Genomic DNA, 11,451 nt, shown 5'->3' on the forward strand with positions numbered 1-11,451 from the left:
ATTACCGGCGGCGCCGGTTTCATCGGATCCCATCTGGCGGAAGCGCATCTTGCAAACGGTGACGACGTTTACATCATCGACGACCTGTCCACGGGATCCCTGGACAATATCAAACACCTCCAGGACGACTCGAGATTCGAAAAATCCCTGTTCGTGAACATCAACACGATTTTGCACCACGACATCATGCTCGAGCTGGTGGGAACCTGCGACCTGGTCTATCACATGGCCGCCGCCGTGGGCGTGCGCTACATTCTCGAAAAGCCCCTGGAATCGATCCAAACCAACATACAGGGCACGGAAAAGGTGTTGGAGCTGTGCAACAAATTCAAAAAAAAGGTCCTGATCGCCTCCACGTCCGAAGTGTACGGCAAACACATGCACGCCCCCCTGGTGGAAACCGACAACATCATCTACGGCCCTTCCAGCAAGTTCCGCTGGTCCTATGCCGCGGCCAAACTGATGGACGAGTTTTCGGCGCTGGCATACCACCGCACCCACGGCCTGGAGGTGATCATCTCTCGTCTGTTCAACACCGTTGGCCCGCGCCAGACCGGCACCTACGGCATGGTGATCCCCAGGTTCGTTTCCCAGGCCCTTAAAAACGAGCCCTTGACCGTCTATGGCGATGGAAAGCAGACGCGAACCTTCACCTATGTAAAAGACGTCACCAAGGCCTTCCTGTCCCTCATGCAGCGCCAGGAAGCCGTGGGAGAGGTCTTCAACGTGGGCGGGGTGGAGGAAATTTCCATGCTGGATCTGGCTGAAAAAATCATCGCCAAGTCCGGTTCGCGGTCCGAAATCAAGCTGATCCCCTATGAGGACGCCTTTGAAAAGGATTTCGAGGATATGCAGAGGCGGGTTCCCGGACTTGAAAAAATAAAGAACCTGCTTGGCTTCGGGCCTGAAACCGATCTGGATACGATTCTGGACATCGTGATCGAGCATGCCAGGAAGACCCTGCCGACGAGCTGAATCCTGATGCACCCTTAATTTTGAGCATAAAACAGTAAGAAATTAAGAAGGTAAGAAGATCAGAAGGTGAGTAGGGAAACGATGATATTTAAAGAAGTATCTATCTCGAATTTTTCTTTCCAAAAAGCAAAATCTTATCTTCTTACGTTCTAACCCTCTGATTTTCTAAAGATGTTATATGAACAACATCTATCTGCCATTCGTCGCCTTTGCCATCTGCCTGGTTGCCACACCGGTTGTGCGCAATATCGCCATTAAAAAGGGGTGGGTGGCGAACCCCACCGAGGACCGGTGGCACAGCAAATCGACGGCCCTGATGGGAGGTGTGGCCATCTACATCGGTTTGGCTGTTCCCTTGTTTTTTGTCGCGGATTTTGCATCCATCGGCGCTTACTTTTTCAATGGTGCAACCCATGCGGCTCGCCCGTCCATTGCCGCGGTCGTCTGGCTGTGCGCCACCTTCCTGTTTGCCGTCGGCCTGACCGACGATTTCGTTGAAATCAAACCCCAGACCAAGCTGGTGGCCCAGATCATGGTGGCGGCTTTTGTCGCCTTTCTGGATTTTCGGTTGCACTGGTTTACATCCTTGACGCTGGACACCATGGTCACCATTTTCTGGGTTGTGGGAATCTGCAATGCCCTCAACCTGATCGACAACATGGACGGGTTGTGCGCGGGGGTGGCCCTGATCGCCCTCTTGTCGCTTTCCGTTCTGTTCGGTGCGCCGCTGTCGGAAGGAACCTGGACGGCTTTGACTCTGGCGGGGGCCCTGGGCGCATTTCTGGTCTACAATTTCAAACCCGCCTCGATTTTTATGGGCGACAGCGGCAGCCTCCTGATAGGGGTGTCGCTGGCGATCCTGACCCTGAATTATTCGGAGTATTCCGGCAGCAACACCCTGTCCAGAATGGCCGTTCCCATCCTCATCCTCATGGTTCCCATATTCGACACGACCCTGGTGACGCTCATACGCACCTTAAGCGGGCGCAAGGCGTCCATCGGCGGGAGAGACCACAGCTCCCACCGCCTGATCATGATGGGTTTCAAGGAACGCGGCGCCATGCTGGTATTGTGCGGCATCGGTGCCGTCTCAGGGGTGTCCGCGGTATTTGTAAGCCGCACGGACACGCTTACCTCGCCGACGGTGATCATTCCGGCAGCCATCTCCGTCCTGCTCATGGGCATCTACATGGCCCAGTTGCGGGTGTACCCGGATAGGGAGTTTTCCGTACTGCGGGGGCATGACTACTCACCCGTGCTTTACGACATCACCTATAAAAAACAGATCCTGCTGATCATCCTCGATCTCGGCATGGTGGCGTTCACCTATTACCTTTCCTATCGACTGCGGTTCGGCTCCCGTGAATTCAACCTCTTTTTCCAAATTTTTCTCAAATCTCTGCCGGCCGTCATCGCCTGCAAGCTTGCCGCCTTTTTCATCATGGGCATCTACCGGGCCATGTGGGGCTACATGAGCACCAGCGACGTATTTACGTACCTGAAAGCCTCCACCGTCGCCACCATGCTCAGCGTTGTGGCCGTCACCTTCGTGTACCGGTTTGAGAACTTTTCCAAAGGCATCTTTATCGTCGACTGGCTCCTGACCACGGGCTACCTCCTGGGCAGCCGGGGCTCCTTCAGGCTGTTCCTCGACAGCATAAAAAGAAAGTCGCTGGCCGGAGGGGACCGGGTGATGATTTACGGTGCCGGCAGGGGAGGGGAGCTGCTGTTGCGCGAGATATTGAACAACCGGACGCTGAATTTCGACCCGGTCGGCTTCATCGACGACGACGACAATAAAAAGGGAAGGAAACTGCAGGGCTATCCCATTTTCGGTGGCTTCAACAAAGCGGCAGGACTCTGCCGGAAACATGACGTGGAAGGCCTTCTGCTGGCCTGCAGTAATGGCGGTAATCCGGAATTCATTAACAATATCAGAAAGTTTTGTAAAGAGAAGAACTTGTTCCTGAAATGTTTCTCCGTGGACATTGTGGACATGGACTAATTGAGCTTTTCTGAATACAATCTTAGGAAAAGCTCAATTAGAAAATGTTTATCATGGGTGAAATGATACTATTTGTATTGATTTACCCTTTGTGTTCTTTGTGCCTTCGTGGTTCACAATTTTATTGATTTATAAACGAGGCAACCGATGCCCCTTATTGGATCCAAGATAGAGACCCTGCTAAACAAAGGCGTGACCATTCACAAACCCGAAAGCGTCCACATCGATGAAGATGTCGACCCGGAGCGGATTTCAGGTGACGGAGTGGTCATTTATCCGGGATGCGGGCTTTACGGCAAATCCACCCTCATCATGGCCGGAACCCGATTGGGCGAAGAAGCGCCTGTCGCCGTGGAGAATTGTCAACTGGGTCCGGGCGTTGAACTGAAGGGCGGGTATTTCAAGAGAGCCGTTTTTCTGGAAAAGGCAAATGCCGGTTCGGGCGCCCATGTCCGCGAAGGGACCATCCTGGAAGAACAGGCCGGCATCGCCCACACGGTGGGGTTGAAACAGACCATTCTGTTTCCCTTTGTCACCTTGGGCAGCCTGATAAATTTCTGCGACTGCCTGATGGCCGGCGGCACCAGCCGCCGCAACCACAGCGAAGTGGGCAGTTCCTACATCCATTTCAACTTCACCCCCAACCAGGACAAGGCCACCGCGTCGCTCATCGGAGACGTCCCGGGCGGCGTCATGCTGGATCAACCGCCTGTTTTTCTGGGCGGCCAAGGCGGACTGGTGGGCCCCTGCCGCCTTGCCTTCGGAACCACCATTGCCGCCGGCTCCATCTACCGCAAGGATGAACTGCGCCCCGACAGGCTGTTGGTGGCGAAACAGGCAAGGGGAGGGAGCATGCCCTTTGTCACCGGCGTCTACCGGGTGGTAAAACGCATATTTGTTAATAATATAAACTATATCGGTAACCTGTTCGCCCTGTTGCAGTGGTACCGCAACGTGCGCGCCCTTTTTATTTCGAAGGAATTCGCCCAGCCCCTGCTTGACGGCCTCATTTTCAATGCAGAGGCGGCTATCCTGGAACGCATCGAACGCCTGGAGGCTTTCTGCGGCAAACTGCCGGCGTCGGCCGACATGTATCGAAAAACCATCGATGACGATCCGACATCGCGGCTTCTGGCTCAAAAAAAAGAGCTTGACGAGCGCTGGCCGGATGTCAAGCTGGTGCTAAAGGAGGCTGTGAACCATGAGGGCGACCCGAGCATCCGGGACCGCTTCCTGGAAACCCTGCTCGTGGCTATGAAAAACGAAGGGAAGGACTACCTCCGGGTGATCACGGCGCTTGAACAGCAGCAAAGGCGAGAGGGCACAAAATGGCTTCAAGGGATCGTCGACCGGACCACGGAGGGGGTGTTGGCACTGCTGCCGTCTCTCGGCTAGAATATCAGATTTAAAGTAGCGGCGAAGCCGCGTTTCTAAACGAATTTTCATGCATAAAGGTAGTTCGTTATCTGCACAGCAAAACCGTAACGAAAATATTAAAGTAATTTATGAGAGAAGATAACATTCGTTTATTTGGTACCGACGGCATCAGAGGCAAAGCCAATGCCTATCCCATGACTCCGGAAACAGCGGTTCGGGCGGGAAGAGCGGCCGTTCATTTTTTCAGGCGCCACGGGCGCACGGATCGTCCTAAAATCGTTGTCGGCAGGGATACGCGCATTTCCGGCCCCATGCTCGCCGCGGCGGTCATGGCCGGTATCTGTTCCATGGGCGGAGAGGCAGTGGATGCAGGGATCATTCCCACCCCCGGTGTCGCCTACCTCGCCGCCAGACTGGATACCGCCGCCGGCATCGTCATATCGGCTTCCCACAACCCCTATCAGGACAACGGCATCAAGCTGTTCAGGGGGGACGGCTACAAGCTGTCGGACGAAGAAGAAGCGGCCTTGGAAGCGCTCATCCTGGACGACGATTTCCAGCGGACAGCCGATGCCGTGTTGAATACCGGGCACATTCAGCCGATGAGCGATGCCGCACGGCAATACAGGCACTTTTTGCAGCAAACCTTTTCGTTGCCGTCCGACTGCAAAATGGTGAAGCTGGTCGTGGATTGTTCCCACGGGGCGGCGTCCGCCATCGCCCCCGCGCTTTTCGAATCCCTCGGGTTTGCCGTCACGGCCCTTTTCAATCACCCTGACGGGACGAACATCAATGCCGGTTGCGGATCTCAGCATCCCGAAAAGATGGCCGAGGTCGTATCAAAGGAAGAAGCCGATCTCGGGTTGGCCTTTGACGGTGACGGCGACCGTCTCATCGCGGTGGACGAAAGGGGGCGCATCCTTTCCGGTGATCAGTTGCTCGCCATATTCGCTATACACCTCAGTGAAAACAACCGCCTCAAAAATGAAACCCTCGTGAGCACGGTCATGAGCAATATCGGATTGGGTATCGCGTTGAAGAAGGGGGGCATCAAACACATCATCTGCGATGTGGGCGACCGCTACGTCGTGAATGCAATGCTGGCAAACAGCGCGGTGCTGGGCGGTGAGAATTCCGGGCACATTATTTTTCACGACTGCCACACAACCGGTGACGGCATGCTGGCGGCCCTGCGTCTGCTGGAGGTAATTCTTTCCACCGGAAAATCTCTGTCAGAACTCGCCGGTGTCATGACGGTGTTTCCGCAGGTGCTTCTGAACGTGCCGGTACAGTCAAAACCAGATCTATATAACATTCCTAAAATAAAAGAAATAATTGATAATATCGAGAAAGAACTGAATAGCAGGGGAAGGGTGCTTGTGCGTTATTCCGGGACCCAGTCACTGTGTCGGGTCATGGTCGAGGCATCGACGGACGAAGGGGCCGACAGGTATGCGCAGCGCATCGCATGCGTCGTACGCGAGGAGCTCGGCTGATGGCGGCTTATTTCTTCCCCATCTTTTTCAAAAGCCACTGATAGATGTTTTCCGAATTGATCCACCACATGATCATGGGCAGCGCCCATGTTGCCAAGGCGATGACCGTCCCCACACCCGGCTTGGGGCGATAAACAGCCCAAGTGATTAAATACAACCCGATGGCGCCCACGATCCGAACAACCCACGCTCCCTGACTGATCATATTGTTTTCCTTCTGCGCTTTTTTTGGTTATCGACCCTTATCATATCTGCCGATGTTTATAAAGATGTTAAGAGCAAGAAGGTGAGAAATTGAGAAGGTAAGAGGGTAAGGGTGCCTAGAATCAGTATCATGGAGAATGAAAAAAGGTAAGAAAATCAGGCTTTCTTACGGTCTGATCTTCTTACCTTCTACTGTTTTTTAAAGCGGCGCAGCCGTTTCCAATAAGAAATTCCCGTGAATTTCTTATTCGCGGTTGCCCATGATCCTGAGAAGCATCAGGAAGAGGTTGATAAAATCAAGGTAAAGTGACAGGGCTCCCAAGATGGCGCCCTTGCGCACGACACCCGCTTCCAGCCCCGAAGGCTGGGTCATGGCCATGGTTTTCAGTTTTTGGGTGTCATAGGCGGTAAGTCCGACAAAGACGAGGACACCTATGTAACTGATTATCAAACTCATACCGGCGCTTCTCACAAACATGTTGACCACCGATGCGATGATGATACCGAACAGTCCCATGGTCAGGAAGCCGCCAATGGAGGTGAGATCGCGTTTGGTCACCATCCCGTATATGCTGCAGGCGACGAAAGTGGCTGCGCACACAAAGAAGGTGGATGCAATCGAAGACTTGGTGTATACCATGAATATAAAGGACAGTGTCACGCCGTTCAGGGCGGCGTAAAGAACGAACAGTGCGGTTGCCGTTGAGGCCTGCATCTTGTTGACACGGGCGCTCAATGTGAAAACAAGTGCCAGTTCGGCGATGATAAGTCCGTAAAATACAAGCGGATTAGTAAAAATTATACGTTGTACGCCTTCGTTGTTGGCTACGTAGAATGCGACAAAGCCGGTCAGTGCCAGGCCGATGGCCATCCAGTTGTAAACACTGCGGATAAAAGCGTTTACCTGTATTTGCGCTTCCGGTTTCGAAAGTGGGACAGAGTGCTGCATTGCTTCCTCCTGTCTGAAATAGGTTGTGAATTGCATGCCGGCCCCGCATGCGGCCTTCGCCTGCATCGCAACTGGGCACTTTTCTTAAAGGCCCTGCATGAAGGGCACCGTCGCGAGGCCGGCCTGCGCTCGCCTGTTAACCTTTAAGATAACACAACCATAACAATATTCAACATGAAACAGGAACAAATTTACCAGGAACTGGTCGCGCTGCTGGAAAAATTCGACATCACGGTTTCGGAACAGAACTTCAAGGCCACCAACACAAAAACCAGGGGCGGCTTCTGCAAGGTTAGAAACGAAAAACGGTTCATCATCGACAAGGATTTGCGACTCAACAGGAAGATAGACCTGATCGTCGATTTTGCCATGACGCTGCCATTGGACGACATTTACGTGGTACCGGTGGTCAGATCGCTGTTAAAGGGGGAGGCCTACAGTTGATGTCAGTCATACGGTTGTATTTATCTAAAAGTTTACATAATATACCTTATCAGACGTTAATATTGTATCCAGATGGGCAAATACCGCAATGACACTGAACAGCTCGACAATGACGGTCTCGGAACTGACCCGTAAGATTAAGAAACTGCTCGAGGAGCGGTTTCCTTTTGTTTGGCTGACCGGCGAGATCTCCAATTTCCGCAAACCGGCATCCGGCCACTTCTACTTCACGGTCAAGGACGCCCAGGCCCAGATCAATGCCGTCATGTTTCGCGGCCAGAACCGGCGGCTTCGATTCGAGCCCGAAGACGGCATGCAAGTCAGCGGTCTCGGACGCATTTCGGTATACGAACCGCGCGGGACCTATCAAATTATCTTCGAGCACCTCGAGCCAGGCGGTGTCGGTGCGCTGCAGGTCGCTTTTGAACAGCTGAAAAAAAAGCTCGACCAGGAGGGATTGTTCGCCGTCGAAAGCAAACAGGCCCTGCCCTTCTTGCCCCGTCACATCAGCCTGGTGACCTCTCCCAGTGGCGCCGTGGTTCACGACATATGCCGCATTGCCATCAGGCGCTTTCCCAATATCCACATCCAGATCGTTGGCTGCAAGGTTCAGGGAGCGGGCGCCGAGGAAGAAATTTCCGCCGCCATCGAACTCCTCAACCGGCAGAACCGCACCGAGTTGATCATTCTCGCTCGCGGCGGCGGCTCCCTTGAAGACCTGCAGGCCTATAACTCGGAGCGCGTCGCCAGGGCTATTTTTGCATCCCGCATACCGGTGATATCCGCCGTTGGCCACGAAACCGACTATACCATTGCCGACTTTGTCGCCGACATGCGTGTACCCACGCCGTCCGCCGCCGCGGAATTGGCGGTCCCTGTCAAAGCGGATCTGAAGCATACGCTGGACGATCTCGACCGGCAGCTGAAACGCGCCTTCCGGCTATGCATTCAAAACGGCCGCACTCGCTTGAAAACAGCACAAAGCAGGTTTAAAGACCCTAAAAGCAGTATTCAGGATTACAGAATCCGCATCGATGACCTTCATTTTCGGTTACAAAACAACCTGCTGCGCCACGTGCAGTCGATGCGTGAACGATGGCAGTGGCGCGCCCAGAACCTGGCGCTTCACAACCCGGCCCGCCAGTGCAATGAACTTAAGAATAAACTTCAAGTATTAACATATAAATTAATGAAAAATATTAACAATAACAGTTCAAGTAATCGGATAAAACTACATGCGGTGGACAATGCCCTGTCGTTGCTGAACCCGACCGCCATTTTGTCGCGGGGGTACAGCATCACCCGCACGTTTCCAGGAAAAACCATTGTCCGTGATGCCGAATCCGTTTCGAAGGGGCAGGAACTGGAAATACTGCTGAACAAGGGGTCGTTGAATGTCCACGTCAAATAAAATGGCGATGGAGATCGTCACAGAACACCGATGACCATCACCATTCTATTTGTATATATACATATTTTCTGCTTTCTTTTAGCGGAAAAATATATTAACTATCCGAAATATATGATTAATTAAAAATTTTCACATACAACCAATTGAGGAAATAGGTATGGTCAAGCTCACTTTTGAAAAAGCGATGGAAAAGCTGGAGACTATCGTGCAGGAGCTCGAATCGGGGGAGCTAACGCTGGAAAAAGCCATGCAACGGTTCGAGGAAGGCACGCAACTGTCGAAATTTTGCTCCGAAAAACTGGATGAAACCGAAAAAAAAATCACCCTGCTGACCGGCAACCGCGACGGCAGTTTGAGCGAGGCGCCCTTCAGCAGTGATGAGGACGAACGCAATGTTTGACCTGGAAACCTACCTTGCCTCAAAACAGAAAATCATAACTAATTGGTTTGACGACTATTTTAGCCAAATATCATCGAGTGGCCGTGTTGCGGAAGCCATGCTTTACGCCGTTGCGGCCGGCGGCAAAAGGGTCCGCCCCGTTCTTTGCCTCGCCGCTGCCGAAGCGCTTGGAGGATCCCAGCACGGCGCCCTGTACGCGGCCTGTGCGCTGGAAATGATCCACACTTATTCTCTGATCCATGACGATCTGCCGGCCATGGACAACGATCGATTGCGTCGCGGGAAACCCACCACCCACATTCGGTATGATGAAGCCACCGCCATTCTCGCCGGGGACGCTCTGTTGACCTTGGCTTTTCAGGTATTGTCCGATCCGCTATATATTGCCGGCGACATGGATGGCGTTCGTAAAAGCCTTGGTATCATCAACACAATCGCCGCGGCTGCCGGCCATGAAGGCATGGTTCAGGGACAAATGCTCGACATGCTTTCGGAAGGCACCGTGCTGGGCATCGAGGATCTGCGGAATCTGCACCAGAAGAAAACCGGAGCGCTTATCGAGGCCTCCGTCGTGACCGGTGCTCTGCTGGGCGACGCCGAAGCTGCAGAAATAAAAGCCCTCAAACAGTACGGAGCCTACCTCGGGCTTGCCTTTCAGGTGGCTGACGATCTGCTGAATATCACCGGCGACCCCCAAAAGATGGGAAAGTCTGTGGGAACCGACGCCGAACGCAACAAGAACACTTACCCGTCGGTTCTCGGCCTGGCCGAATCGCGGCAATTTGCCGTGGAACTCGTAGAAAAGGCCTTGCAAGCAATCGAGGCCTTTGATAAAAAAGCCCACCCCCTGCGGGCTATTGCCCGCTATGTGATCGAACGTAACCGTTGAATTATGAGCTTGCTTGACAAAATCGAATCCCCAGACGACCTGAAAAAGCTGCCTCGCTCCGAGTTGAAAGCCGTTGCAGCCGAAATCAGGAAGATGATCGTCGATGTGGTTTCCAAAAGCGGCGGCCATTTGGCGTCCAGCCTGGGTGCGGTTGAGTTGGCCATCGCCCTGCACACGGTTTTCAACCCTCCCAAAGACAAAATCGTCTGGGACGTGGGACATCAGGCCTATGCCCATAAGATTCTCACCGGCAGGCGCCATTTATTTGACACCATTAGAAAATTAGACGGCCTGTCCGGATTCACGCGTCTCAGCGAAAGTGATTATGATGCCTTTACAACCGGGCACAGCAGCACATCAATTTCCGCGGGGCTGGGGATTGCGACCGCCAAACACCTCAAAAAGGAGAAATCGAAAGTGATTGCCGTCATCGGGGATGGATCCATGACGGCGGGCCTGGCCTACGAGGCGCTCAATCAGACCGGCGATGCTCACAAGGAGAGAGATCTGATCGTCATTTTGAATGACAATGAAATGTCGATTTCCCGCAATGTCGGTGCGCTCTCTTCACTGCTGAGCCGCACCTTTTCCAACAAAAAGCTGCAGGAGCTCCGCAAGGATTTCGGGATCCTGCTGAAATCCTTGCCTAAAATCGGCGACGACATCTATCAACTTGCCAAGCGTTCCGAAGATTCCTTCAAAACCTTTGTCACGCCCGGTATGCTTTTCGAGGCCTTCAACTTCGAGTATTTTGGCCCCATCGACGGCCACAACATCAACCACCTGATCGATATCCTCGAAAACATAAAATTCAGGGACGAGCCGGTGCTGCTTCACGTGACCACCAAAAAAGGCAAAGGGTATCCGCCTGCGGAAAAAAACCCCGTTTATTTTCACGGTTGCGGAAGTTTCGACGTGGAAACGGGGGTTTGCAAACCGTTGCAAAGCAATGCACCCTCTTACACCGAGGTTTTTGGCGAGGCAATGATCAATTTTGCCGAAAAAGACGCCAGGATCGTGGCGGTAACGGCCGCCATGCCAGAGGGAACGGGGTTGACGCACTTCGCCCAACGGTTTCCGCAACGCTTTTTCGACGTGGGCATTGCCGAACCCCATGGGGTCACCTTTGCGGCAGGGCTTGCCTCGGAAGGCTTCAAGCCGGTGGTGGCGATCTACTCTACCTTTCTCCAGCGGGCCTATGATCAGATTCTACACGATGTGTGCCTGGAGTCTCTGAACGTCGTTTTTGCCATCGACCGTGGCGGCATCGTCGGCGAAGACGGGCCCACCCATCACGGCCT

Annotated in this window: 11 protein-coding genes; 9 read left to right on the forward strand and 2 right to left on the reverse strand. The window is 53.3% G+C overall.

The genetic code is table 11. From position 1 onward, the window contains the following. The 4 genes from LJE94_12005 to glmM form a co-directional block, all read left to right on the forward strand. Nucleotides 1-975 (forward strand): GDP-mannose 4,6-dehydratase (locus tag LJE94_12005; GenBank protein MCG6910833.1); only part of this gene is annotated, 975 nt, incomplete at its 5' end. Nucleotides 976-1,153: 178 nt separating this feature from the next. After that, a complete protein-coding gene (locus LJE94_12010) occupies nt 1,154-2,980 on the forward strand; it encodes a glycosyl transferase (protein MCG6910834.1) in 1,827 nt (608 codons plus the stop codon). Nucleotides 2,981-3,127: 147 nt separating this feature from the next. After that, on the forward strand, nt 3,128-4,375 hold the full coding sequence (locus tag LJE94_12015) for a UDP-N-acetylglucosamine pyrophosphorylase (GenBank protein MCG6910835.1): 1,248 nt from the start codon (nt 3,128-3,130) through the stop codon (nt 4,373-4,375). 110 nt (nt 4,376-4,485) lie between these two features. Beyond that, nucleotides 4,486-5,853, forward strand: coding sequence for a phosphoglucosamine mutase (gene glmM / locus LJE94_12020; GenBank protein MCG6910836.1), 1,368 nt, complete (start codon nt 4,486-4,488; stop codon nt 5,851-5,853). 7 nt (nt 5,854-5,860) lie between these two features. On the opposite strand, the gene LJE94_12025 is transcribed toward glmM, so the two are convergent. Next, complete coding sequence (locus LJE94_12025) at nt 5,861-6,058, reverse strand: hypothetical protein (protein MCG6910837.1); 198 nt, start codon at nt 6,056-6,058, stop codon at nt 5,861-5,863. A 243-nt stretch (nt 6,059-6,301) separates the two neighbouring features. Continuing rightward, nucleotides 6,302-7,006 (reverse strand): Bax inhibitor-1/YccA family protein, encoded by a 705-nt coding sequence (locus tag LJE94_12030; GenBank protein MCG6910838.1) that lies wholly within the window; start codon nt 7,004-7,006, stop codon nt 6,302-6,304. Between the two features lie 174 nt (nt 7,007-7,180). Here LJE94_12030 and LJE94_12035 point away from each other — a divergent pair, with 174 nt between their 5' ends. From LJE94_12035 to dxs, 5 genes are all read left to right on the forward strand, one after another. Next, nucleotides 7,181-7,450 carry a hypothetical protein gene (locus LJE94_12035; protein MCG6910839.1) on the forward strand — a complete coding sequence of 90 codons (270 nt, stop codon included), beginning with the start codon at nt 7,181-7,183 and terminating at the stop codon, nt 7,448-7,450. Nucleotides 7,451-7,538: 88 nt separating this feature from the next. Beyond that, nucleotides 7,539-8,861: an exodeoxyribonuclease VII large subunit gene (xseA, locus tag LJE94_12040; GenBank protein MCG6910840.1), complete on the forward strand. Its 1,323-nt coding sequence runs from the start codon at nt 7,539-7,541 to the stop codon at nt 8,859-8,861. Nucleotides 8,862-9,018: 157 nt separating this feature from the next. Continuing rightward, on the forward strand, nt 9,019-9,261 hold the full coding sequence (gene xseB / locus LJE94_12045) for an exodeoxyribonuclease VII small subunit (GenBank protein ID MCG6910841.1): 243 nt from the start codon (nt 9,019-9,021) through the stop codon (nt 9,259-9,261). Nucleotides 9,262-9,358: 97 nt separating this feature from the next. After that, complete coding sequence (locus LJE94_12050) at nt 9,359-10,150, forward strand: polyprenyl synthetase family protein (GenBank protein ID MCG6910842.1); 792 nt, start codon at nt 9,359-9,361, stop codon at nt 10,148-10,150. Nucleotides 10,151-10,153: 3 nt separating this feature from the next. Further along, the coding region (gene dxs, locus LJE94_12055) for a 1-deoxy-D-xylulose-5-phosphate synthase (protein MCG6910843.1) at nt 10,154-11,451 on the forward strand (1,298 nt) is incomplete at its 3' end.

This window comes from Deltaproteobacteria bacterium (assembly GCA_022340465.1).
GTDB lineage: Bacteria > Desulfobacterota > Desulfobacteria > Desulfobacterales > B30-G6 > JAJDNW01.

Excerpts from the sequence above, each read along its gene's own strand:
- LJE94_12010 (MCG6910834.1), top strand. The coding sequence starts at position 1,154 with ATGAACAACATCTATCTGCCATTCGTCGCCTTTGCCATCTGCCTGGTT.
- LJE94_12015 (MCG6910835.1), top strand. The coding sequence starts at position 3,128 with ATGCCCCTTATTGGATCCAAGATAGAGACCCTGCTAAACAAAGGCGTG.
- glmM (MCG6910836.1), top strand. The coding sequence starts at position 4,486 with ATGAGAGAAGATAACATTCGTTTATTTGGTACCGACGGCATCAGAGGC.
- LJE94_12025 (MCG6910837.1), bottom strand. The coding sequence starts at position 6,058 with ATGATCAGTCAGGGAGCGTGGGTTGTTCGGATCGTGGGCGCCATCGGG.
- LJE94_12030 (MCG6910838.1), bottom strand. The coding sequence starts at position 7,006 with ATGCAGCACTCTGTCCCACTTTCGAAACCGGAAGCGCAAATACAGGTA.
- LJE94_12035 (MCG6910839.1), top strand. The coding sequence starts at position 7,181 with ATGAAACAGGAACAAATTTACCAGGAACTGGTCGCGCTGCTGGAAAAA.
- xseA (MCG6910840.1), top strand. The coding sequence starts at position 7,539 with ATGACACTGAACAGCTCGACAATGACGGTCTCGGAACTGACCCGTAAG.
- xseB (MCG6910841.1), top strand. The coding sequence starts at position 9,019 with ATGGTCAAGCTCACTTTTGAAAAAGCGATGGAAAAGCTGGAGACTATC.
- LJE94_12050 (MCG6910842.1), top strand. The coding sequence starts at position 9,359 with ATGCTTTACGCCGTTGCGGCCGGCGGCAAAAGGGTCCGCCCCGTTCTT.